The following is a 22,173-nucleotide window of genomic DNA, read 5'->3' on the forward strand; positions in this document are numbered from 1 at the left end:
CAAGGGGGGGGATGCCAGCCGTCCGGCCAAGCCGGCCCGGCGGCATCCCTTGCTGGGGCTACCGCGCTCGCTGCGGATGTGTGAAACGTGATCGCGGCTGGTTCGCCAGCCGCCATCCGAAAGGCCGGCTCGCTCGGTCTTTCGAATGGCTCCCAAGGAACACACCATGACGACTCCCAACATCGTTCTCAACGTCAACGGCATCGAGGTCATCTACAACCACGTGATCCTCGTGCTGAAGGGCGTTTCACTCAACGTGCCCGAAGGCAAGATCGCCGCGCTGCTGGGTGGCAACGGTGCGGGCAAGACGACCACGCTGCGCGCCATCTCCAACCTGCTCAAGGCCGAGCGCGGCGAGGTCACCAAGGGCAGCGTCGAGCTGCGTGGCGAACGCATTGAAAACCTCACGCCCGCCGACCTCGTGAACCGCGGCGTGGTGCAGGTGATGGAAGGTCGCCACTGCTTCGCCCACCTGACGATCGAAGAAAACCTGATGACGGGTTCGTACACGCGCACCGACCGTGCCGAGATCGCGCGCAACCTGGAGAAGGTCTACAACTACTTCCCGCGCCTGAAGACACGCCGCACCTCGCAGGCGGCCTACACCTCGGGCGGCGAGCAGCAGATGTGCGCCATCGGCCGCGCGCTGATGGCCAACCCCAGCGTGGTGCTGCTGGACGAGCCCTCGATGGGCCTGGCGCCGCAGATCGTGGAAGAGGTGTTCGAGATCGTGAAGGACCTCAACACCAAGGAAAAGGTCACCTTCCTGCTGGCCGAACAGAACACCAACATGGCGCTGAAGTACGCCGACTACGGCTACATCATGGAATCGGGCCGCATTGTGATGGATGGCCTGGCCTCGGACCTGCGCAACAACGAAGACGTCAAAGAGTTCTACCTCGGCATGGGCGGCGGCGAACGCAAGAGCTTCAAGGACGTGAAGAGCTACAAGCGCAGGAAGCGTTGGCTCGCTTGATGGCCCTCCCCCGCGCCGCCTTCGGCGTCACCCCCTCACGGGGGCAACGCGAGTGGACCGGCAAAGCCGGCTCCACCGCGTTCCCGGGTTGAGATACCTCTTTCCACCTTTTGTGGTTTTGAATATGACCGACTTTTTCGATGCTCTGGAAACCCGATCGCCCGCTGACCGTGAAGCCGCTCAGATGGCGGCACTGCCCGGTCAACTGGCCCACGCCAAACAGAACAGCGCGGCATTCGCCGACATCCTGCGCGACATCGACGTCTCGGCCATCAACAGCCGCGCCGCGCTGACCCGCATCCCGGTCACGCGCAAGAGCGAGTTGCTGGAGCGTCAGAAGGCCAAGCGGCAGCACGACGTTTTTGGTGGCTTCTCGGCGCTGGTGCGGGGGCCGGCCATGTCGCGGGTCTTCGCATCGCCGGGTCCGATCTACGAACCCGAAGGCGCGAGCAAGGACTATTGGCGCGCCGGCCGCGCCCTGTTCGCCGCGGGCTTCCGCTCTGGCGAGCTGGTGCACAACAGCTTCAGTTACCACATGACACCGGGCGCGTTCATCCTGGAGTCGGGCGCGCACGCGGTGGGTTGCACCGTGTTCCCGGCCGGCACCGGCCAGACCGAACAACAGCTCGAAGCGATGGTGGACCTCAAGCCCGATGCCTACACCGGCACACCGAGCTTCCTGCGCATCCTGCTGGAGAAAGCTGCCGAGGCCGGCATCTCCCTGCCCAGCCTGACCAAGGCCTCGGTCGGCGGCGAGGCTTGCCCACCGAGCCTGACCGCCTGGTTCAAGGAACGCGGTGTGGACGTGTACCAGACCTACGCCACCGCCGACCTCGGCCTGGTGGCCTATGAAACCACCGCGCGCGAAGGCCTGGTGCTTGATGAAGGCGTGATCGTGGAGATCGTGCGTCCGGGCACCGGCACACCCGTGCCCGATGGCGAGGTGGGCGAGCTGGTGGTGACCTCGCTCAACCCGGCCTATCCGCTGATCCGTTTTGGCACAGGCGATCTCTCAGCGATCCTGAGCGGCACCTGCCCCACCGGCCGCACCGCGCCACGCATCAAGGGCTGGATGGGCCGCGCCGACCAGACCACCAAGATCAAGGGCATGTTTGTGCACCCCTCGCAGGTGGCCGAGATCACGCGCCGCTTTCCGCAGGTGCAAAAGGCCCGGCTGGTGGTCAGCGGTGAAATGGCCAACGACCAGATGTGTCTGCAGGTCGAGGCCGTGGAGGTGAACGACGGCCTGCGCGAACAACTGGAGACCGCCATCCGCGAGGTGACCAAGTTGCGTGGTCAGGTGCAGGTGGTGCGACCCGGCAGCCTGCCCAACGACGGCAAGGTCATCGAGGACGCGCGGAGCTACAAGTGAACACCCCCCTGCGGCCGAGACACGCGGTTCGGCGATAGAGGGGAAGTCCAGCCCCCCAACACCGCGGAACGCGGCTTTGCCAGGCCGCAGGTGTTGTCCACCTCCAAGCGCCGAAGGCGCGCCGGAGAGGGGGAGGCCACCAGTGGTGACTTCAAGAGGTTGTTCACCCGACGGCTTCTGTGAGGCTGGCGACACCACGCTTCAGCACCCACAGAAAGAGTCGGCCGCTGGCGTCAGCGTTAGGACCACCCGCAAGTAGTGCCGTCGGTCCGAGGCCGGCGGAGACATGGCCTCATGGGCTGCAGCTCGCCCCCGTGGCCATCGACGACCACAGCCGTGTGGGCTCCGCGCAGATGCGCGCCGACGAACGCACGGGCTCTGCGGTGGACTTCCTTCTAGCGGCCGTGGCGCGCTCCGCGACACGGGGTGTGCGCATCCAGCGCCTGCTCGCCAACAAGGGCCTCTGCATGCCGTTCGCGTTGTTCGCCATGAGCTGCAAGGCCTTGGGCATCAAGCCAAATGAACCGAAACGAGGTTTCTCACGACACATGCCGTGATGCCCTCACCTGTTCCGTGCGGCCTATGGGTTTGGCCCCCGGGTGAGTGGCGATCTTGAAGAGGATCGAGCATGGATTTTCTGGGCGACAAGGGGTGCACGGGCACCCGATGGCGGCAAGCCAAGGGGCCTAAAGCGGCGTCTGGCCAATCTGCCTGGAAGACGCTGACCGCAATGAATCAATTGACCTCAGCCACCGGTTTGAACCGGATCGCTGGGGCGGTGGTCGATCCGGCGGCGCGCCTCTTTGGGAGATGGCGCGACGGCTACCACCGCCATTGAGGTCGCCTGCAGGGCCTGGCCAAACCGCATGCAATGCGCTCGTGGGCGCACAACCAAACTGAAACCATTGACGCAAGAGAAACGAGAGAAATTCGAAATGAACCGAAATGCAATGAAGAGAATTTTTAAAGCCATCCCGTTGACATGGGCCTGCGGTGTTCTGTTGTCGGCGTGTGGTGGCGGCGGTGCGGACACGCCCAGCGATCCCATCGACAAATACGTCGGAACCTGGGTGGGTGCGTGTGCTTCCGGTGGAGCCAACAAGTGGGTGAGCTACACGTGGTCGTTTGCCAAGGCGACCACCACCACCGCGACGGGAGAGTTGAAGGCGTACATCTACGGCAATGCCACGTGCCAGGGCAAACCTTTGGGGGGTGAGTCGGGCACTTTCCCGCTCGTAGCCTTGGCGGGCACGACGACCGCCTCCGGCAGAGCCGCTGACAAGCTCGCGCTGACTCACACCAACAACAAAGTCACCCGGTATGTGTTCGCGACAGAAGGCAGCGTGCTTTACTCGTCCATGGGCACCAACGCGCCGCTGGACGCCGAGGGTTTTCCCACTGGTTTGAAACTGGACTATCCCTACGAGCTGAAGCCATGAACGGTCAGGGGAAAACCGATGCGCGCGCGCCTTGCCAAAGCGATTTGGTGGACGAAGCAACCCCGGCGCGGATGGTCTTTTTGACGGTGGGAACCGCAGGCGACATCCTGCCGTTCGCGGCGCTCGCAGAAACCTTCGCGAAAAGGGGGCGCGATGTTCTGTTGATTGCCCATATCGATTCACAAGCACTGTTGTCGCCGTTTCGCTTCCCGCGAAAGTTCTTTGGTGAGCGGGGTGGGTTGAAGAGGCGGCTGGCCGACCCCCGGATCACCCATCCGGTCAAAGGATTTCGAACGCTGTTTGACGGGTATGGCGAGAGCCTTCAACAAGCATGCCGTGTCATCAGTGAGTCGGTCGGCCACGGGCGCACTCAACTGATCGCGCACCCGTTCTCGGTGCCCGCTGCCGTCATCGCGCGGGAACTTGGCCTGGTGCAGTCGGTGACGGCGGGGTATCTCACGCCTTCAATGCTCAGAACGATGCGCGGCCCCATGGCGCTGGGCGCCCTGTCCGTTCCTGCCTGGATGCCTGGCGCAGCCAAGAGCGTCATTCTGAAAACCATTGACCGGTTCTTTGTGGATCCGGTGGCTGCCTTTCAAACCAACCTGGCTCGCCGAAGCCTGGGACTTGCACCGATACGGTCCTACCTGCCACATGTCGCCGAGTCACCGGATCTTTCGCTCACCTTGTTTCCCAGTTGGTTTGCCCCTTCGCAACCCGATTGGCCTTCTCCTTTGGTGGAGGGTGACTTCCAGTTTGTGCCCACCGCAACTCGAGAGGCTGCATTGGGGGATCTTCACAACTTCCTGGCACGCGGTGAGGCGCCGATCCTGTTCATGCCGGGTTCTTCAAACCGCCATGCCGAAACGTTTTTTCGTGTCGCCTCGCAAGTGGTTCAGGAGAGGGCGCAGCGAGCGATTTTCTTGACCCCCTGCCCGGAGCAGCTGCCCCATCCGCTGCCTGAGTCCATTCATTGGACTTCCTTCGTCGAGCTGAGTACCTTGCTTTCCCATGTCCACGCCGTTGTGCATCACGGTGGCATCGGAACCGTGGCGCAGGCGTTTCGGTCTGGGGTTCCCCAAGTGGTGATCCCCTTCGCTTGGGATCAATTTGACAACGCCAGTCGGGTGGTTGATCTGGCTGGCGGTGTCACGATTCGCGCGTCAGATCTGACACCCGCCAGATTGCGAGAATGCCTCCGTCGCATTGAGGTATCGGTCAAGATCCGGCATCGATCCGCCTCGCTCAAAGGGTTCTTCGTGAAGCCGGCCGATGAAGGCACACTCTGTTTATCGATTGAGAAGGCCTTGGCCCAGTGCCGGTTCCCGCGAACAGCTTGTCAATGAAACCGGAGTCTGGCGCACCCCCTTGGTGGACGGGGGCGGTGTGCTACTCAAACCACTGGGGTGGTCTGCGGCTCGCTTGATTTCTCTTGACTGAAACATGCGCTCAAAAAAATATTTGCTGGCGGTTTGAACCTGAAGCCGTTTCCAGCCGACTCAACCTGTTGAGCAGCGAACCTATACTGCGCGCCAAATGGGTTGACCCGTGGGAGCGTGGCCACTATTGAGGAGGATTGAGCATGTGTGTTCTGGGCAACCGGTGGCGGGGCGGGCGCCTCAAAGCGGCGTTCCGTTCAGCCAGCCAGGTTGTCTGGCTTGGCGCTTGCCTGCTTGGCGCGGCTTCGACGGCGAGTGCCAGTGGCGTGTCCATGCAGTTGCGCGGTTCGCCCAATGGCTTTTTGCCCAAGGAGCCGATTGAGCTTGCCTGGGCGGAGGAAGCCATGCGGCCCCACTGGACCCGGTTGAGCTTCGAGCTCGACGGGGTCGATGTGACCGCGCTGGTGGCCAGGACGGCGGGCGGGGCGCGGATCGTGATGCCCATGCCGCTGACCGCGGGCGAACATGAGTTGAGGGTGGTCTACGCTGCGCCCGATGGCAGCCTGGAGGAATGGGGGCGATGGCCATTGCGCATCGCGGGCGAGCCGGTCTGGCGCGCCCAGGCCAATTCGGTGCTGAGTCTGAGCAGTCTGGCGCTCAACAGCGGTGCTTTGGTGAGTCAGGCGCCGCGCGGCACCCAAAGCGAGGGCGCCGCGCAGGTGCGCGTGCAGCGGGAGGCCGAGGGTTTCGATTTGCGGGCAAACGCCGACTTGTGGGTCAACACGCGCGGTGATGCCAATCCCTCAGGCAATACCGCCGATCTGGGTGAATACCTGGTGCACGCCGATGCGGGGCGTGCCCAGGTGCGGCTGGGTCACCACCGCCTGGACTACCGAAGCCTGATTTACACCGATGTGATGCGGCGGGGCTTGTCGGGCCGCATGGCGTTTGGCGAAGGCTCGGTGCTCAGCGGTTTTGCCATGCGCAGCGAGCCCCAGGTGGGTGCCAGCGACATCACCGGTCTGTCCCAGACCGACCACCGGGTGACTGGGGTGGTGCTGGAACATGACTGGGCGTTGGGTGGCGGGCGCGGCTTTTCCATGACGGCTGCCATGGTGAATGGCGAGGGCAACGATGTGGAGCAGCCCTTGTCACTTGACGCCCAATCGTTGCACCGCGGGCAAACCTGGTCGGTGGCGGGGCAGGCGTCGTGGAACCATGATCGCGTGCGCGCCCATGCCGAGCTGGCCGGTTCGACCTATAACTGGGACAACCAGGCCCCCAAGGGATCGGACAAGGGGCGCGAAAACGACAGGGCACACACGATCTCACTCGACTGGATGCCGGAGCCCGTGGGCGATGGCAGTGCCTGGGCGCTGGGGTTTGATCACCGTGTGGTGGGCAGCTTCTTTCGCAGCGTGGCTTACCTCGGTTTGCCCACCGATCAGGTGATGAACCGCCTGCGCGCCAACTGGCGGTCAGGCCCCTGGTTGGCTTCGGGCAGTTACCTGTACCAGTTCACCAATGCCAACCACTTGCCCGATCTGCCCAGCGTGGGCTCCAGGCAGGCCGAAACGTCCTTTGCGTGGGCACCCGTGCCCGAGGGTGAGGCGCCTTGGTATGGGCATCCGTCGTTGTCGCTCAGCCTGTCGCAGGTGCGCCAGCGCCAGCGCAGCACACCGGCCAACTTCGTCGGCACCGAGGTCGACAACCGGCAGTGGCAGAGCGTGCTCAGTGCCGTGTTGGATCATGGCGCCTGGAGCACCAGTGTAGGTGTGGGTCGCGGCGGCTACACCGATGTGTCCGTGCCCAGTTTGTCAACGTCCTCGCACACTTTGAGCTGGGGCGCCCAGGGCGTCCTGGCCGAGCATTGGACGGTGGGGCCGCAAGTGGAGTGGTCCCGGTCGATGAGCCTGGTCGGGCAGGAGCGCCAGACCGAGCGCACGGCCAGCCTGTTCACGGATTTCGCGTTCATACCCGATCGATTCCTGGGCAATCTGAACATCGGGGTGAACCTTGCGCGGCGTACGGCCGACTCACACCGCGAAACCAACCGATTCGCCGTCGGCGAGTTGATCTGGCGCTTGCGCAAGGCCAGTCTCAACAGCGCTGGCTGGGATCTTCGGTTGTCGTATTCGCTGCAGGACTTCGAGGATGCACTCGACCTCTCCCGTTCCGGGCGAGGCAATCAGGTCTTCCTCGGGTTAACGATGACATTGCCCGCCGCGACGCGGGACTAAGGCTGAACATGAAACGCTGGATTCTGATGGTTTGTGCTACCGCTGCGCTGCACGTGTCGGGCTGGGCGCAAACGGCTCCCCCGCCGGGAACCCCACCTTCGCCAGGGACACCGCCGGTGGCGATGCCCCCGGTCACGACCCCGCCCGTGCGTGTGGTCAATCCGCCCGTCGTGCGGCGGGTTCCGCTGGTGGTTCAGGTCAGCAGCAGCTCCCAGGCGCTGTTGATGGGGCAAGGCGCCCGTGGCTCGCTGACCTGGCGCGTTGACTACACGCCCGCGTCTGTCCCTGCCAAGCCGGTGACCGTCTCTTCCTCCCAGCTGCTGGTGAAGACCCTTTCGGGCACGGTCATCGACACCCAGAGCAGCCGCCTTGCTCGTTCGGTGGTGGCGGGCGGAACGTTGGTCTTCTCGGAGCCGCTCAGGCTGCCGGCGTCCGTGGCCTACCGGGCCTACCGGTTGGGCAGCGCTGGCGTGATTGTCGAGCGCTCTTTCACCGACAGCTCCAACCCCGGGGTTGCGGTGGCTGCATCGACGCGGCTCTCGTTGAGCACCTCGCCCGGCAGTGGCCTGCTGGTCGCGCACATCGACATGCACTTCGACAATGCCAGCCGCGTCACCCAGGTGCCTCAGGGTGAACCCTTGCGGGCGGTGGCGACAGTTCGGCTCGATGGGGCTGGCTGGCTGGACGCCCGATGGGAGATTGCCGACGGCTCGGGACGGCAGGGCGAGCCGCTCTACCGCCCACTCAAATCGTTCCGGCAATACGTGAGCGGGGGCATGCCGATGACGCTGGAGAGCCCACCGCTGCCCACACAGAGCACCGGGCGCACGCTGGTTCGCCTGGCGATACGTGAGCCCGCGTTCACCACGCAACCGGAACCCTTGCTGTACCAGGTGCTCGGTCCGCTCGTGCGACAACAACTGGCGTTGCTGCAGCCTGCCGAAGGCGCCACGCTGACGCCCACCACCCGATTTGAATGGGTGGACATGCCTGGCGCGAGCGCCTACCTCATTGAATTGCTGCAATACCCGCCAGAGGGCGGAGCCCCGGTGCCGCCCGAGCGGGAGGCTGCCGCCTTGGTGCCGGTCAGCGAGGCGGGGTGGACCTTGTCGACGCTCATCCGCAGCCGCTTGCAACCGGCCAGCCGCTACCGTTGGCGCGTGGTGGCCATTGACGGGCAAGGGCAGGTGATCGGTCAGAGTCTGTTGCGCCAGGTGTGGATGCCATGAGTGCGGCTGTCTATGACCCCTTGCTGGGCGACATTGCAAAAGGAAGCATGGCCGCCATGGAGCGCTTCTACCGCCAGCATGAACGCAGCGTGTTCCGCTTTGCGCTGGCCCAAACCGGCGACCGCTTCGACGCAGCGGAAGTGCTCAATGACGTGATGCTTGAGGTGTGGCGCCAGGCCGGTCGCTTCGAAGGGCGCTCGACGGTCACCACCTGGTTGCTGGGGATCGCGCGCTTCAAGTCGCTGGACCGCCTGCGCGCGCGCCAGCGCCATGGCAGCGAGCCGCTTGACGAGGAAGCCGAAGACGAAACCCCGCGTGCCGAGCAGACAATGGCTGACGCACAGGAGGCGCACCGTTTGCGCGAATGCATGGGCAAGTTGCCCTCTGGCCAGCGCGAGATCATGCACCTCGCTTTCTTTGAAGACATGGGTTACGAAGCGATTGCTGCGCTGGTCCAGCGCCCCATAGGGACGGTGAAGTCCCGCGTTTACCACGCCAAGGAGGCGATCAAGAAATGCCTGAGCCGATGAACGACCGCAAACGCCTCGAAGAGGATCTGCCCTGGCTGGTCAATGGCACGATGCCCTTGGCCGACCGGAAACCGCTGACCGAAGCACTGGAATCCCACGCCGGGTTGCGCGCCGAGCGCGAGTTCCTCGAGCGGTTGCGGGTTGCCGTGCGTGACGACCCGGTTTCCAGCCCAGGCGAGATGGGCTGGCGCCGGTTGCGTGACCAGATCGAGGCCGAACCCGTGACGAGCCGGCCGGCGGCCAACCAGGCCTGGTGGCGCCCGGTGGCCATCGCCGCTTCGTTGCTGTTTGCTGTGCAGACGGTGTGGATGTGGGCCCCATGGCAAACCGAGGGCGGCTACGCGCCTTTGGGTCGAACAACGCAAGAGGCGGCGGTGGACGGGGTGCTGCTGCAGGTTCGCCCGCATGCGCAAGCCAGCCTGGGCGAGTGGCAGGCACTGCTCATGCGCATCAATGCCGAGGTGGTCAGCGGCCCAGGCGCTGCCGGCATCTACCGCGTGGTGGTGCCGCGGGCCCAGGCCGAAGCCGCCCTGGCGGCGCTGAAGCAGGCGCCCGGGCTGGTCGACAGTGCGGCGCTGGAGTGATGACCCCATGAGGTGTTTGCTGCCGTGGCTGTTGCTGGCATGCCTGTGTGGCTCAGGGGCGCATGCGCAGTCGGAGCGCCAACCCCTGAGGGAGGCGGGTCCGCAACCCGAACCGCCGCCCAGGTCAGAAACCATCCCGCGCGACCCCACAGGCGCGCCCACCCAGACGCTGCCCGACCCCACGGGCGCGCCTGGCGGCCCACCTGCCGCTGTGCCCAATGTGGTGCGCCATCCGTCGGCCCCCACCCCCGCCAACGAAGTCAACAACCCGGCCCCCGCAGGCACGCGCCGCCCGCCCGGCCCTTCGCACCGCGACGCCGAGCCCGCTCGGTCACCACCTCCGGCACAGGCCGATGACGCCCGCCGCCCCCCGTCCGTCTCGCCACCTCCGCGGCCTGCTTTGCCCGCCCCGGCTTTGCCCGTGGTCACGGCCTCGGCAGCGGAGGACATCGAACCGGGCGAGCTGCTCTTCTTCCACGAGACCTTGGCGCTGGCCCAGCAACAGCAGGCGCTGCTGCAGGCCGATGGATTGCGGCTGCTGCGGCGGCGGGTGCTGGGTGCGGTCGGGGGGGTGCTCTCGACATACCGGGCGCCCGACGATGAGCGTTTTCAGCGCTGGCGCACGCTGGCCGCAGGCGGCGAGGCCAACCACCGCTACCAGCCGCTGGACGACCAGGACAGCCCCGCCAGGCGCAGCCGCGACATGGTGGGGTGGCCACCGGCGCCCGCCGCCAGCGGTTGTGGACAAGGATTGCGCATCGGCCTCATCGATGGCCCCATCTTCTTGCAACACCCGCTGCTGCTGGGCTCGCGCATCGAAGCGGCGAGCCTTTTGCCACAGGGCGTGCCGCCGGCGTCGATGCGGCACGGCACGGGGGTGGCCTCGGTACTGGTGGGGCAGCGGGACACCCCGGGGCTCCTGCCCGGCGCGCAGCTCATCGCCCTGGTGGTGATGCGAGCCCGGGGGGACCTGGTGGACACCACCGCCGAGTGGCTGATCCAGGCGGTGGACCGGCTGGTGGGTGCGCGGGTGGGGGTGATCAACCTGAGCCTCGGAGGCCCGGCCAATCGATGGTTGGGGGAGGTTCTTGAACGGGCCCGTGCCAGGGGCGTTGTCCTGGTGGCGGCCGCCGGCAATGGCGGGCCCGACAGCGCCGTGGTGTTCCCCGCCTCTCATCCGGCGGTTCTGGCGGTCACCTCGGTTGACCTGGCCAGCCGCATCGATCCGCACGCCCCCCGCGGTGACGCGATTGCGCTGGCGGCGCCCGGTGTGGATGTGCCGGTGGCGGCCGACGATGGCGGCGTCGTCTACCGCAGCGGCAGCTCCTATGCGGCCCCATTCGTCAGTGCGGCGCTGGCCGCTGGCGCCGATCCGCGGGCGCTGCAGCGCGGGGCCCGCGATCTGGGCATTCCAGGCCGCGACCCGGTCTATGGCTGGGGGTTGTTGCAGGCCGAGCACCCTTGCCACACCCATCGGTAAAAAAAGTTTGAACCGAAATCGCTGACGCATCGACTCACCAGGCATCAACCCACAGAACCTGGAGAGAGAAACCCATGAACCGATGCCTTACCCCCCTTGCCCTCGGGCTGACCCTGATCGGTGCGAGCAGCACCGCATTGGCCGAGGTGAAATACCTCGATGTGCGCAATGCCGATGGCATTCATGTGAACGATGGCCGGGTGATCGTGCGGCCTGTCAATGGCAAGCACACCGAGATCGTCACGCCCGAACTCGTCTACCACCTGGAAATGAAGGCCGGCTGCAGCAAGGACTTTGCCAAAGCGCATTCTCTTATGGACACCCGCGTCACCTTCGGGAATGCCTATGCCAACGGTCTGTCACGTACCCCCAATGCGCCCTATACCGCGGTGCCCAATGGCGACAACAAGGAGATTGATTGGACAGAAACCGTGCTCAAGGTGCCCGTGGCCAGCGCGAAAGGCGATCTGGACCCTGCTGCCATCTGCCAGGCTTGGGTGAACCAGCGCCTCGGCCAAGGCGCCACGCTGCAGCAGGTGCTTGCGCAGGACAAGACCATCTCAAAAGCGGTGACGCTGTCGGGCGTTGCGCAGTGTGGACGGTGGACGAATCCTGAGAAAGCCGAATGGAAAACCAAGACCATGGCGCACCAGTTGACGGTGGTGTGCAAGGCCGGTTCGGTGGGCGACGTCGATGACGTGAAACTCAAGGAGCCGCCGCCACTGTCGCCGGCCAACAGCTTCAACAAGCACCTCGAAGTGGTGGCCTCCCGACTGAAGGCACTGTCGCCCAACATGGTCGGTCAATGCCCGGCTTCGATGCCGTTTCAAGCCGAAATCCAGGCTGATGCCGCCGGTGAGGTGGATTACGAGATCAACTTCCCGTCCAACGCGGGCACGCCCGCTCAAAAGCGCACGGGCAAGCTGGTGTTCGAGGGCCCAGGCACGAAGAAGACGCCGATTGTGGAGTTCACCGCTGTCTCCGGGTACCCCGTCGGCGTTGCCTCATTGGTGATCGAGCAACCCGGTCAAAACAAGGCGTATGACCACTTCAAGGTGCAGTGCGTCCAGGCCCCGGTGGCCGGGGGGTCGGTGTTTGGCCAACCTCAGGGCTCCCCGCCACCCATGACACGGCCGGTGAAGACCATGGTTCCGCCGCCGCCCCCCCCACGCGCCATCCAGGCACCTCCCGTGCAGCCGCCCAAGCCACCCCGGGCACGGCAGGCCGCGCCGGTGACCCCGCTCCCACCACCGCCCCGCGCTGTGCAGGCCCAGCCACCGCAGCCACGACCCCTTGATCCGTCGTTGCCGTTGGCGGCCGCGCCCGTGGCGCCAACGCCTCCAGCCCGTTCAACCCCGTCCCGCTAGGAGTCTGCGCGGCAGAAGGCATCGAAGCGAAACGCGCGAAAACCGAGGATCGTGTGGTGCTACCGACAAGCCCAGGGTGGCCCCCTGGGCGCAGGAGGTAGTACCGCAGGAGACCGGTTTGTCGCGCGTTGCAGCCGATGCTCCTTCTGCCGCGCAGACTCCTAGGTCAGTCTGAAGCGCCCCATGTGACGGGCCAGCTCGACCGCCGAGGCCACGCCCATCTTCTCGAAAATGTTGGCACGGTGGAATTCCACGGTGCGCTGGGTGATGCCGAGGTGGTCAGCGATGTTTTTGTTGTAGTGGCCCTGCAGCAGTTCGTCGAGCACCTCGCGCTCGCGCTGGCTCAGGCTGGCCACGGCCTGGCGCAGGCGCTGCTCCAGGCGCGAATCGTCGCTCTGCACCTTGGCCAGCGCGGCCTCGACCTTGTCCACCAGTTCGTTGTCCTGGAACGGTTTTTCCAGAAAATCCCAGGCACCCTTCTTGACCGCCTGCACCGCCATGCTCACGTCGCCGTGCCCGGTGAGGAACAGCACCGGCCACGGACACGCCATCTGCACCAGCATTTCGAACGTGGCCAGGCCCGACAGCGGCTCCATGCGGATGTCGAGCAACACCACGGCGGGCGTCCAGTGGGGTTGCATGCCGCGCGCCATGTCCACGAACGCCTGACCCGACGCCCAGGTGCGCACCGCGTGCCCGCGCGAATCAAACAGCCAGGCCAGTGCATCCCGAAAGTCCGGTTCGTCGTCAACAACGTGGATGGCAGGTTCGGCGGTGTTCATGAAAGCTCGGTGGCAGACAACGGGATTTTCAATGAGAAGCAGGCGCCTCCGCCATCCGGTGCAGCCCCAAGCTCGATCTGTCCATGGTGGGCTTCGACCACCGAGCGGCAAATCGCCAGCCCCATGCCCATGCCGTCGTCCTTGGCGGTGTAGAAGGCGCTGAAGACGTGGTCGCGCTGTTCGGCCGGGACGCCCGGGCCGCTGTCGCTGACCGTGAGTTCGGCGGCGCCGTCGCGCCGCTGGAGCGCCACCGCCACCCAGGGGTGCCGTTCGCGCTGTTCGCGCGCCCAGTGCTCGGCGTTGCTCAGCAGGTTCAGCAAGGCGTGCTCCAGCAGCAGGGCGTCGCCGTCGATCCAGACCGGCGCGTCAGGCAAGTTCAAACGCAGCGTCAGTTCGCGCTGGCGTTGCAAGGGCTCCACCAGCCGGCGCACCAGCGGCACGAGGTCCATGCGCTGGCGCGTCATTTCGCGTCGACGTGCAAAAGCGTTGACACGCTGGATGATGCGGCCCGCCTTGGCCGCCAACTGCTCCATGCGCTCGGCCACGCCCAGGGTTTCTTCGGGCGTGATGCGTCCGGCCTTCAACCGGTTGACCAGCCCCGAGGCAAAGCCGCTGAGAGCGCCCAGCGGCTGGTTGAGTTCGTGCGCCAGTGTCGAGGCGACTTCGCCCATGGCCACCAGCCGCCCGGAGGCTTCCAGCCGCTCCTGCTGTCGCGCCGCCACCCGTTCAGCGCGCTTGCGCTCGCTGATGTCCAGCACCGAGCTCATCCAGCCGATGGGCGTGCCGTCGGCGGTCTTGAGGGGTGCCTCGTGGATCAGCACGTCCACCAGGTGCCCCTGGCGGTGCTGGAACTGCACCTCCACACCCTGTCGCTCGGTGCCCTGCGCGATGATGCTGCGGTGGATGATCTCCAGTTCGTCCATTTGCGACTGCGGCCAATAGGGCAGCGGCGCCTTGCGCCCGGTCAGTTCATGGGCCTCGAAACCCACCATTTCGCAGAACGAGCGGTTGACGTACAGGATGCGGCCCTCGGTGTCCCAGGCCCGCAACCCGATCGTGACCGCGTTCTCCATCGCCGAGCGCAGCACCACCTGGGCTTGCAGCGCCTGCTCGACACGCAAGCGCTTGGCAAAGTCGCGCCGCAGCGCGTAGAGGCTGGCGAGCATGCCCAGCAGGCAGACCATGGCGACCACAAAGAAGGTGCGGGGCACCGTGGGCGATTGCGACACCGTGCTGCGCACCAGCAGCGCGATATCGGTGCCCGGCAGCTCCAGGAAAGCGGGATCACCCTGTTCGGCGTCACCGGGTCGGTTCTGGTCCACCAGGGTCACCGTGTGGTCGGCCAGGAACCAGTCGGGCACCAGGGCCTCCAGCGCCCGCTCCAGCGACAGACGCGCCAGGTAACTGCCTGCGTAACGCCCCTGATCGAACTGGGGCACCGCCAGCCAGACCTGGTGTGCCACCCCCGAGGCATCCGCCAGCGGACCCGCATACGCCGGCCGCCGCAATCCGCGCGCCACATCCAGCATCACGGCCAGCGCGTCGGCAGCCTCCGCCGACGTGGCAGCGTCGGCGCCCAGGCGTTGGACGATCGCCGATCCGGTCGCAGGTGCCGCCTGCGGCAACCAGCCATGGTCGAGCACCACGCCCTCTCCGCGCATCAGCTGGCCCAGGGTCGCCGCATCGCCCGAGGTCACGACCGCGGAGCCGCCCGCAGCGCGTGCACGCTGGGCCAGGCCCTGCAGGTCTTCCTCCAGACGCCGGAACTGGAAACGCGCGCCCTGTTCGACCCATTGCGCGTCGGCGGCCTGGCGGCGCTGGTCTTCTTCCAGCTCGAAACGCTGCAGATAGATCACCAGGCTGACCACCGCCGTCAGCAACAGCACCAGCAGGCCCATGAGCCACAGGGAGGCTCGGCGCACACGACTCGGCCCATCGACGGCCTGACGGTACAGGAGATCGAAGTCGAAAGGGCGCTGTGGCGTCGAGGTCGGCATGGCGAAGCGGTCGGGCAGCCGCTAGCATAGCGGCGTCATGACCCACCCGGCTCCCCCCGCGAACCCTGAACGCCGTCGCTTGCTGCGCCTGGGCGCAAGCGTTGCGGCGGCGGCTCTGCACGCCCCGGGCCTCACCGGCCAGCGTCCGCTGCGCGTGCGCTTCTCGCACGTGGTCTCGGAGGACACGCCCAAGGGCCTGGTCGCGCAGCGCCTGCAGGCGCTGGTGCTCCAGCGGACCGAAGGCCGCATCGATGTCGAGGTGTACCCCGACGCCCGGCTCTATGGGGACCGCGACGAGATGGAGGCCCTGCACACCGGCGCCATCGACATGCTGGCCCCGTCGCTGTCCAAGTTCGGTCGTGTGGGTTTTCCAGAATTCGAGGTGTTCGACCTGCCCTTCCTGTTCGACCACCTGGACGCGGTCCACCGGGTGACCCAGGGCGCGTATGGCCATCGGCTGCTGGCCGGTCTGCATCGCCTGGGCCTGGTGGGTCTGGGCTATTTTGACAACGGCTTCAAGCACATGAGCGCCGACCGGCCTCTGCACGAAGTGGCGGATTTCCGGGGTCTGCGGGTGCGGGTCCAGGGCTCGCGCGTGATCGCGGCGCAGATGCGCGCGCTGGGCGCCCGACCGGTGCCCCTGCCCTTCAGCGCCACGCGCGAAGCGCTGGCCAAAGGCATTGTCCAGGGCACCGAAAACCCGCTGTCCAACTTCTGGACGCAGGGCATGCACGAGGTGCAACCCCACCTGTCGCTGACCCGCCACGGCTACCTCGGCTACGCGGTGATCACCAGCGAGCGCTTCTGGTCGCGGCTGCGCCCAGCCGATCGGGCGCTGCTGCAGACCGCATTGAGTGAAGCCATTGCCTACGGCAACCGGATCGCCGGTGCACAGCAGGAAAAGGCCCTGACCGCACTCAGGGCCTGGGGCGGCACCACCATCCACGAACCCACCGCGCGCCAGCGCGCCGAGCTCGCCCGGGTGGTGGAGCCGGTGCACGCCGAACTCGGTCAGCGCATCGGCCCGGACCGGATCCGGGAGCTGCACCGGGCCATCGGGGCCTGAGTGCGCCGGGGCCGGCGCCGGGCCGGATAAGGGTAAACCCGGCTGTTGAACGCCACAGTTGGCGAGCCGTGTCGGCTTGCGTAACCTTGACTTGTTCGCTCCGGCCTTGCCGACTTTTTAATCCCTCAGGAGACATTCCGCATGAAACTGAAGTTCGCCGTCGCATCCGCCTTGTTCGCCCTGGGCCTGACCGCCCAGGCTGCGCCCATCGTCATCAAGTACAGCCACGTGGTGGCCGACGTCACGCCCAAGGGCCAGGCCGCCCTGAAGTTCAAGGAACTGGCCGAGAAGAAGCTGCCTGGCAAGGTCGAAGTCCAGGTCTTCCCGAACAGCCAGCTGTTCGGCGACGGCAAGGAAATGGAAGCCCTGCTGCTGGGCGACGTGCAGATCATTGCGCCTTCGCTCGCCAAGTTCGGCAAGTACACCAAGCAACTGCAGATCTTTGACCTGCCGTTCCTGTTCACCGACCTCGACGCGGTGAACCGCTTCCAGGCCAGCGCCGATGGCCAGGCCCTGCTGAATTCCATGACCAAGAAAGGCATCACCGGCCTGGGCTACCTGCACAACGGCATGAAGCAGCTCTCGGCCAGCAAGCCGCTGGGCATGCCCGCCGACGCCAAGGGCCTGAAGTTCCGCATCCAGGCGTCTGACGTGCTGGAGTCGCAGTTCAAGGCTGTGGGTGGCAACCCGCAGAAACTGGCCTTCGCCGAGGTGTACCAGGCGCTGCAGACCGGCGTGGTCGACGGCACCGAGAACCCCTGGTCGAACATCTACAGCAAAAAGTTCCATGAAGTGCAGGGCTACATCATGGAGAGCAACCACGGCGTGCTCGACTACATGGTCATCACCAACACCAAGTGGTGGGATGGCCTGCCGGCCGACGTGCGCAAAGGCCTGAACGAAGCCATGAAAGAGTCGATCGCCTACGGCAACAAAGTGGCCGACGAGGAAGACGCCAACTTCCGCAAGAAGGTCATCGCCGACAACAAGGCCAAAGTGCTGCCCATGAGCGCTGAACACCTCAAGGCCTGGCGCACCGCCATGCAGCCGGTGTGGAAGCAGTTCGAAGGCGACATCGGCGCCAACCTGATCCAGGCCGCGCAAAAAGCCAACAAGTGATCTGACGCCCCCGGCATCCTTCCCCGAAACCCCGGCTGAGTCCGGGGTTTTTTAAGGACCCCACATGTCAAAAATTATCGACCACCTCGAAGAGTGGATCATGTCCCTCATGCTGCTGGCCATGACCTCGCTGGCGTTCATGCAGGTCGTGCGCCGCTACGTCTTCAACACCAACTTTTCATGGAACCTGGAGCTCACCACGGTGTGCTTCGCGATCATGATCTTCATCGGCATCTCGTACGGCGTGCGGGTCGGCTCGCACATCGGCGTCGACGCCCTCGTCAAGCTGCTGCCCGATGGGCCGCGCCGTGCCGCCTCCATCCTCGTGGTTCTGCTGTGCCTGGTCTACGTCGGCTTCGTGCTCGCCGGCGCGACCGAGTACGTGGGCAAGATGAAGGACGTGGGCATCGAATTCGAAGACATGCCGATCGAGCGCTGGCAGGTGCTGATCGTGATGCCGATCGGCTATGCGCTGGTGGCGTTCCGCTTCCTGCAGATCCTGTGGAACCTGATCACCGGCAAGACCACCAGCCTGCACCTGGCTGACGAGGCCGCCGACGCCATGAAACTCAAAGCCGAAGAGGAAAACGCATGACCACCCTCGTCCTGTTCGCCTGCCTGTTCGTCTTCATGGCCCTGGGCATGCCGGTGGCCATCAGTCTGGGCCTGTCCAGCCTGCTGACCATCTTCTTCTTCTCGCAGGATTCGCTGGCGTCGATGTCGATCAAGCTGTTCGAAACCAGCGAGCACTACACCCTGCTGGCGATCCCGTTCTTCGTGCTGGCCGGCAACCTGATGTCCACCGGCGGCGTGGCACGGCGCATGGTGAAGTTCGCCATTGCCGCCGTCGGCCACTTGCGTGGCGGTCTGGCCATCGCTTCCATCCTGGCCTGCATGCTGTTCGCCGCCGTGTCGGGCTCCAGCCCGGCCACGGTGGTGGCGATCGGCTCGATCGTGATCGCGGGCATGGTCAAGAACGGCTACACGAAGGAGTTCGCCGCCGGTGTGATCTGCAACGCGGGCACGCTGGGCATCCTGATCCCGCCGTCGATCGTGATGGTTGTCTACGCCGCGGTCACCGAGGTCTCGGTCGGCCGGCTGTTCATGGCCGGCGTGATCCCGGGCATCGTGCTGGGCCTGATGCTGATGATCGCCGTCTGGTGGCGCGCCGGCAAGCTGCAGCTCACGCCACCGCCCAAGGCCTCATTCGGCGAGGTGTTCAAGGCCTTGCGCGAATCCCTGTGGGGTCTGGCCTTGCTGGCGATCATCATGGGCGGCATCTACGGCGGCGTGTTCACCCCGACCGAAGCCGCGGCGGTGTCGGCCGTCTACGCGCTGTTCGTCGCGGTGTTCATCTACCGCGACCTGGGTTTCAAGGACCTGCCCGAGGTGTTCCTCGAATCGTCCAAGACGACCGTGATGCTGATGTTCATCGTGGCCAACGCGCTGCTGTTTGCCCACGTGCTCACCACCGAGCGCATTCCGCAGACCATCGCCGAGCACATCCTGGCGGTGGGCATGACACCCTGGATGTTCCTGCTGGTGGTCAACATCATCCTGCTCATCGCGGGCAACTTCATGGAGCCCACCGGCATCATCCTGATCCTGGCGCCCATCCTGTTCCCGATCGCGACCCAGCTCGGCATCGACCCGATCCACCTGGGCGTGATCATGGTGGTGAACATGGAGATCGGCATGGTGACACCGCCGGTGGGCCTGAACCTGTTCGTGACCAGCGGGGTCACCGGCATGAACCTGGTTCAGGTGACGCGCGCGGCGCTGCCGTGGCTGGCCGTGCTGCTGGTGTTCCTGGTGATGGTGACCTACATCCCCGCGATCAGCCTGGCCCTGCCCAACGCCATCTTTGGCCCTTGAGTTCCTGAGGCCACCGGCCTCAGGTCAGCCCGGTACCGGCCCCGCCGTACCGGGCTTTTTCATGGCCGTTGCGCGGACTGCCCGGCATAAGGGTTTGTCCCATGGGCCGACTACGTACTTCCCGCGATCTTTGCGCCTGACCGGCGGGCTACCATCCTGCTTCACCACCCAACCCCAAGGAGCATTTGCATGAACAAGATCCTGGCCTTTGCCTTGACCGCTGCCGTCGCCAGCGGTGCATTTGCCCAATCCTTTCCGAGCAAACCCATCACCCTGGTGGTGCCTTTTGCCGCCGGTGGTCCGACCGATCTGGTCGCCCGCCAACTCGCCGAAGCCCTGCGCAAGCCCCTGGGCGGCGCCACGGTGGTGGTTGAAAACGCGGCCGGCGCCGGCGGCACCATCGGTGCGGCCAAGGTGGCACGTGCCGCACCCGATGGCCACACCCTGCTGGTCTGGCACATCGGCATGGCCGCCACCGCCGGCCTGTACCGCAAGTTACCCTACAAGCCGCTGGAAGACTTCGAGTACCTCGGCATGATCAACGACGTGCCCATGACCCTGCTGGGCGCGCCCAAGCTGCCGGCCGCCACCTACCGCGATTTCGAGAACTACATCAAGGCCAACGGCGGCAAGCTCAACCTGGCCCACGCGGGTCTGGGATCTGCCTCGCACCTGTGCGGCCTGATGTGGCAGTCGGCGATGAAACTGGACAAGTCCATGACCACCATTGCCTACCGGGGCACGGGTCCCGCCATGAACGATCTGATCGGTGGTCAGGTCGACGTGATGTGCGACCAGACCACCAACACCACGAGCCAGATCGAAGCCGGTCGCGTCAAGGCCTTCGCCGTCACCACGGCCAAGCCACTGTCGGGTCACAAGCTGCTCAAGGACTACCCGTCGCTGCAGGACATGGGCCTCAAAGGCTTCAACCTGACCATCTGGCACGCCATGTACGCCCCGAAGGGTACGCCGCCCGATGTGACCAAAAAGCTCAACGACGCGCTGCAGGCCGCCCTGAAAGATCCCGAGTTCATCAAGCGGCAACAGGACCTGGGTGCCATGGTCGTGAGTGACGCCCGCGTGACCCCGGCGGGTCACAAGGCCTTTGTGGCCGGCGAGATCACCAAGCTCAAGACCGCCATCGAGGCCGCCGGCCAGTTCGCCGACTGACCGTTGATCACCCCTGCGGCGCTCTGCGCCGTCCCCTCGAGGGGACGATGCCTGTGGCCCGGCAGAGCCGGTTCCACGGCATCCACTGGGTCAGGGCACGCGCACCGGAGAGACGAGGTGGCGGCATGATCCCGATGAGGGTGGTGGACTCCATCACCGAACTGCAGCCCGCCGACGCGGGCTGCATTGCTTTGAGCGGTTCGCACGGGGGGCTGAGTTCGGCCCGCTATGCGCTGGCCGTGCGGCCGCTGCTGTCGGTGTTCAACGACGCGGGTGTGGGCAAAGACGCGGCGGGCGTCGCCGGTCTGGCGCTCTTGCAGGCCCAGGGGCTGGCCGCCTGCACGGTGTCGCATACGAGCGCCTGCATCGGACAGGCCGCTTCTACACTGGCCTGCGGCGTGGTCAGCCACGCCAACGAAGCGGCACGCGCGCTGGGCATCGTGACGGGTCAGCCCCTGCGGCCGCAATTGCAGACCACAACCAGGAGACACCCATGCGCGCCAACCCCCGACAACCCACCCACCATGCCCGACGCCGACTGCTGATAGCCCTGGGCGCCACCGCGCTGATGCTGCCGGGCCTGACCACCGCGCAGGGCGCGTGGCCGTCCAAGCCGGTGCGCATCGTGGTGCCCTTTGCCCCGGGCGGGACCACCGACATCCTCGCACGCGTGCTGGCACCCGAACTGACCAAAGCCCTGGGGCAGCCCTTCGTGGTGGACAACCGGGGTGGCGCGGGTGGCAACATCGGCGCGGACATGGTGGCCAAGTCGGCCAATGACGGATACACCTTGCTCATGGGCACCGTCGGCACGCACGGCATCAACAAGTCGCTCTACACCAGCCTGCCCTACGATCCGCAAAAAGACTTTGCCCCCATCACCCTGGTGGCCGGCGTGCCCAACGTGATGGTCATGAACGCCAAACGGGCGCAGGAACTGGGCATCCAGTCGGTGCCGGATTTCGTGCGCTACGCCAAAGCCCACCCGGGCCGGCTCAACATGGCGTCCAGCGGCAACGGCACCTCCATCCACCTCGCTGGCGAACTGTTCAAGGCGCGCACGGGGATCTTCATGACCCACATCCCCTACCGGGGATCCGGCCCGGCCATGAAGGACATGCTCGGAGGACAGATGGACGTGATGTTCGACAACCTGCCCTCGGCCATGCCCCACATCAAGTCGGGCAACCTCAAGGCTTTCGCCGTGACCAGCGCGGTGCGCTCGGACAGCATGCCCGAGCTGCCCACGGTGGCCGAAGCCAGCACCCTCCCGGGTTTCGAAGCCAGTTCCTGGTTCGGCCTGCTCGCGCCCGCGGGCACACCCCCCGAGGTCGTCAACCGCCTGCAGCATGAGACGGCAAAGGCGCTCAGCCTACCGGCCGTGAAAGAACGCCTGCTGTCGCTCGGCGCCATCCCGGGCGGCGACACGCCTGAAGCGTTTGCCCGCCAGATCGATGCCGAGATCGGCAAATGGGCCGCGGTGGTGAAAACATCGGGCGCGAAGGTGGACTGACCCGCCCCCTTTGGGGAGCAGCGACCCGCGCAGCGGCGGAGCCCCGGTCCAC

General features: G+C 65.7%; 21 protein-coding genes. 19 read left to right on the forward strand and 2 right to left on the reverse strand.

All coding sequences use genetic code 11. The features are described 5' to 3' along the window. Positions 1–166 precede the first annotated feature (166 nt). The 12 genes from ACN5W5_RS06575 (at position 167) to ACN5W5_RS06630 (ending at position 12,596) form a co-directional block, all read left to right on the forward strand. Entirely contained in the window at positions 167–976 is an 810-nt protein-coding gene (locus tag ACN5W5_RS06575) for an ABC transporter ATP-binding protein (protein WP_177137310.1), read from the forward strand. 124 nt (positions 977–1,100) lie between these two features. Beyond that, positions 1,101–2,348, forward strand: coding sequence for a phenylacetate--CoA ligase family protein (locus ACN5W5_RS06580; protein ID WP_420047751.1), 1,248 nt, complete (start codon positions 1,101–1,103; stop codon positions 2,346–2,348). A gap of 314 nt (positions 2,349–2,662) precedes the next feature. Further along, positions 2,663–2,905 carry a hypothetical protein gene (locus ACN5W5_RS06585; RefSeq protein ID WP_420047752.1) on the forward strand — a complete coding sequence of 81 codons (243 nt, stop codon included), beginning with the start codon at positions 2,663–2,665 and terminating at the stop codon, positions 2,903–2,905. 71 nt (positions 2,906–2,976) lie between these two features. After that, positions 2,977–3,186, forward strand: coding sequence for a hypothetical protein (locus tag ACN5W5_RS06590; protein WP_420047753.1), 210 nt, complete (start codon positions 2,977–2,979; stop codon positions 3,184–3,186). A gap of 97 nt (positions 3,187–3,283) precedes the next feature. Continuing rightward, entirely contained in the window at positions 3,284–3,787 is a 504-nt protein-coding gene (locus tag ACN5W5_RS06595) for a hypothetical protein (protein WP_420047754.1), read from the forward strand. Next, positions 3,784–5,133, forward strand: a complete 1,350-nt coding sequence (locus ACN5W5_RS06600) for a nucleotide disphospho-sugar-binding domain-containing protein (RefSeq protein ID WP_420047755.1) — start codon at positions 3,784–3,786, stop codon at positions 5,131–5,133. Before ACN5W5_RS06595 ends, ACN5W5_RS06600 begins: the two co-directional genes overlap by 4 nt. A 437-nt stretch (positions 5,134–5,570) precedes the next feature. After that, complete coding sequence (locus ACN5W5_RS06605) at positions 5,571–7,406, forward strand: hypothetical protein (RefSeq protein WP_420047756.1); 1,836 nt, start codon at positions 5,571–5,573, stop codon at positions 7,404–7,406. 8 nt (positions 7,407–7,414) lie between these two features. Continuing rightward, a complete protein-coding gene (locus ACN5W5_RS06610) occupies positions 7,415–8,635 on the forward strand; it encodes a hypothetical protein (protein WP_420047757.1) in 1,221 nt (406 codons plus the stop codon). Continuing rightward, entirely contained in the window at positions 8,632–9,165 is a 534-nt protein-coding gene (locus tag ACN5W5_RS06615; protein ID WP_420047758.1) for an RNA polymerase sigma factor, read from the forward strand. The genes ACN5W5_RS06610 and ACN5W5_RS06615 overlap by 4 nt, the downstream gene beginning before the upstream one ends. After that, positions 9,162–9,749, forward strand: a complete 588-nt coding sequence (locus ACN5W5_RS06620; RefSeq protein ID WP_420047759.1) for a hypothetical protein — start codon at positions 9,162–9,164, stop codon at positions 9,747–9,749. Before ACN5W5_RS06615 ends, ACN5W5_RS06620 begins: the two co-directional genes overlap by 4 nt. A 421-nt stretch (positions 9,750–10,170) precedes the next feature. After that, positions 10,171–11,229 carry a S8 family serine peptidase gene (locus ACN5W5_RS06625; RefSeq protein WP_420047760.1) on the forward strand — a complete coding sequence of 353 codons (1,059 nt, stop codon included), beginning with the start codon at positions 10,171–10,173 and terminating at the stop codon, positions 11,227–11,229. 74 nt (positions 11,230–11,303) lie between these two features. Then, positions 11,304–12,596 carry a hypothetical protein gene (locus ACN5W5_RS06630; RefSeq protein WP_420047761.1) on the forward strand — a complete coding sequence of 431 codons (1,293 nt, stop codon included), beginning with the start codon at positions 11,304–11,306 and terminating at the stop codon, positions 12,594–12,596. 161 nt (positions 12,597–12,757) lie between these two features. Here the strand turns inward: ACN5W5_RS06630 and ACN5W5_RS06635 are convergent, their stop codons facing one another. Together ACN5W5_RS06635 and ACN5W5_RS06640 are read right to left on the reverse strand one after the other, a co-directional pair. Next, positions 12,758–13,378, reverse strand: a complete 621-nt coding sequence (locus tag ACN5W5_RS06635; RefSeq protein ID WP_420047762.1) for a response regulator transcription factor — start codon at positions 13,376–13,378, stop codon at positions 12,758–12,760. Further along, the gene (locus tag ACN5W5_RS06640) at positions 13,375–15,375 is read right to left on the reverse strand and encodes a sensor histidine kinase (RefSeq protein ID WP_420047763.1); all 2,001 of its coding nucleotides are present in this window, start codon (positions 15,373–15,375) and stop codon (positions 13,375–13,377) included. Before ACN5W5_RS06640 ends, ACN5W5_RS06635 begins: the two co-directional genes overlap by 4 nt. 37 nt (positions 15,376–15,412) lie before the next feature. On the opposite strand from ACN5W5_RS06640, the gene ACN5W5_RS06645 reads away from it, so the two are divergent. The 7 genes from ACN5W5_RS06645 to ACN5W5_RS06675 all read left to right on the forward strand — a co-directional run bounded on the left by ACN5W5_RS06645 (position 15,413) and on the right by ACN5W5_RS06675 (position 22,121). Next, positions 15,413–16,441, forward strand: a complete 1,029-nt coding sequence (locus ACN5W5_RS06645; RefSeq protein WP_420047764.1) for a DctP family TRAP transporter solute-binding subunit — start codon at positions 15,413–15,415, stop codon at positions 16,439–16,441. A 141-nt stretch (positions 16,442–16,582) separates the two neighbouring features. After that, positions 16,583–17,560, forward strand: a complete 978-nt coding sequence (locus tag ACN5W5_RS06650; protein WP_420047765.1) for a TRAP transporter substrate-binding protein — start codon at positions 16,583–16,585, stop codon at positions 17,558–17,560. A gap of 64 nt (positions 17,561–17,624) precedes the next feature. Then, positions 17,625–18,155, forward strand: coding sequence for a TRAP transporter small permease (locus tag ACN5W5_RS06655; RefSeq protein ID WP_420047766.1), 531 nt, complete (start codon positions 17,625–17,627; stop codon positions 18,153–18,155). After that, positions 18,152–19,435 carry a TRAP transporter large permease gene (locus ACN5W5_RS06660; RefSeq protein WP_420047767.1) on the forward strand — a complete coding sequence of 428 codons (1,284 nt, stop codon included), beginning with the start codon at positions 18,152–18,154 and terminating at the stop codon, positions 19,433–19,435. Before ACN5W5_RS06655 ends, ACN5W5_RS06660 begins: the two co-directional genes overlap by 4 nt. Before the next feature lie 189 nt (positions 19,436–19,624). Further along, complete coding sequence (locus ACN5W5_RS06665; protein WP_420047768.1) at positions 19,625–20,608, forward strand: tripartite tricarboxylate transporter substrate-binding protein; 984 nt, start codon at positions 19,625–19,627, stop codon at positions 20,606–20,608. A 125-nt stretch (positions 20,609–20,733) separates the two neighbouring features. After that, positions 20,734–21,153 (forward strand): hypothetical protein, encoded by a 420-nt coding sequence (locus tag ACN5W5_RS06670; protein WP_420047769.1) that lies wholly within the window; start codon positions 20,734–20,736, stop codon positions 21,151–21,153. After that, entirely contained in the window at positions 21,102–22,121 is a 1,020-nt protein-coding gene (locus tag ACN5W5_RS06675) for a Bug family tripartite tricarboxylate transporter substrate binding protein (protein ID WP_420047770.1), read from the forward strand. The genes ACN5W5_RS06670 and ACN5W5_RS06675 overlap by 52 nt, the downstream gene beginning before the upstream one ends. The last annotated feature ends 52 nt before the right edge of the window (positions 22,122–22,173 follow it).

The sequence above is a fragment of the Hydrogenophaga sp. ZJX-1 genome, assembly GCF_048590325.1.
In the GTDB taxonomy this organism is placed as follows: Bacteria; Pseudomonadota; Gammaproteobacteria; order Burkholderiales; family Burkholderiaceae_C; genus Hydrogenophaga.

What these genes read in the sequence shown, in the direction of transcription:
- ACN5W5_RS06675 (WP_420047770.1), top strand. Translation starts at nt 21,102, where the DNA reads ATGCGCGCCAACCCCCGACAACCCACCCACCATGCCCGACGCCGACTG.
- ACN5W5_RS06645 (WP_420047764.1), top strand. Translation starts at nt 15,413, where the DNA reads ATGACCCACCCGGCTCCCCCCGCGAACCCTGAACGCCGTCGCTTGCTG.
- ACN5W5_RS06615 (WP_420047758.1), top strand. Translation starts at nt 8,632, where the DNA reads ATGAGTGCGGCTGTCTATGACCCCTTGCTGGGCGACATTGCAAAAGGA.
- ACN5W5_RS06620 (WP_420047759.1), top strand. Translation starts at nt 9,162, where the DNA reads ATGAACGACCGCAAACGCCTCGAAGAGGATCTGCCCTGGCTGGTCAAT.
- ACN5W5_RS06640 (WP_420047763.1), bottom strand. Translation starts at nt 15,375, where the DNA reads ATGCCGACCTCGACGCCACAGCGCCCTTTCGACTTCGATCTCCTGTAC.
- ACN5W5_RS06605 (WP_420047756.1), top strand. Translation starts at nt 5,571, where the DNA reads ATGCGGCCCCACTGGACCCGGTTGAGCTTCGAGCTCGACGGGGTCGAT.
- ACN5W5_RS06655 (WP_420047766.1), top strand. Translation starts at nt 17,625, where the DNA reads ATGTCAAAAATTATCGACCACCTCGAAGAGTGGATCATGTCCCTCATG.
- ACN5W5_RS06595 (WP_420047754.1), top strand. Translation starts at nt 3,284, where the DNA reads ATGAACCGAAATGCAATGAAGAGAATTTTTAAAGCCATCCCGTTGACA.
- ACN5W5_RS06600 (WP_420047755.1), top strand. Translation starts at nt 3,784, where the DNA reads ATGAACGGTCAGGGGAAAACCGATGCGCGCGCGCCTTGCCAAAGCGAT.
- ACN5W5_RS06610 (WP_420047757.1), top strand. Translation starts at nt 7,415, where the DNA reads ATGAAACGCTGGATTCTGATGGTTTGTGCTACCGCTGCGCTGCACGTG.
- ACN5W5_RS06660 (WP_420047767.1), top strand. Translation starts at nt 18,152, where the DNA reads ATGACCACCCTCGTCCTGTTCGCCTGCCTGTTCGTCTTCATGGCCCTG.
- ACN5W5_RS06580 (WP_420047751.1), top strand. Translation starts at nt 1,101, where the DNA reads ATGACCGACTTTTTCGATGCTCTGGAAACCCGATCGCCCGCTGACCGT.
- ACN5W5_RS06575 (WP_177137310.1), top strand. Translation starts at nt 167, where the DNA reads ATGACGACTCCCAACATCGTTCTCAACGTCAACGGCATCGAGGTCATC.
- ACN5W5_RS06635 (WP_420047762.1), bottom strand. Translation starts at nt 13,378, where the DNA reads ATGAACACCGCCGAACCTGCCATCCACGTTGTTGACGACGAACCGGAC.
- ACN5W5_RS06670 (WP_420047769.1), top strand. Translation starts at nt 20,734, where the DNA reads ATGATCCCGATGAGGGTGGTGGACTCCATCACCGAACTGCAGCCCGCC.
- ACN5W5_RS06590 (WP_420047753.1), top strand. Translation starts at nt 2,977, where the DNA reads ATGGATTTTCTGGGCGACAAGGGGTGCACGGGCACCCGATGGCGGCAA.
- ACN5W5_RS06650 (WP_420047765.1), top strand. Translation starts at nt 16,583, where the DNA reads ATGAAACTGAAGTTCGCCGTCGCATCCGCCTTGTTCGCCCTGGGCCTG.
- ACN5W5_RS06630 (WP_420047761.1), top strand. Translation starts at nt 11,304, where the DNA reads ATGAACCGATGCCTTACCCCCCTTGCCCTCGGGCTGACCCTGATCGGT.
- ACN5W5_RS06665 (WP_420047768.1), top strand. Translation starts at nt 19,625, where the DNA reads ATGAACAAGATCCTGGCCTTTGCCTTGACCGCTGCCGTCGCCAGCGGT.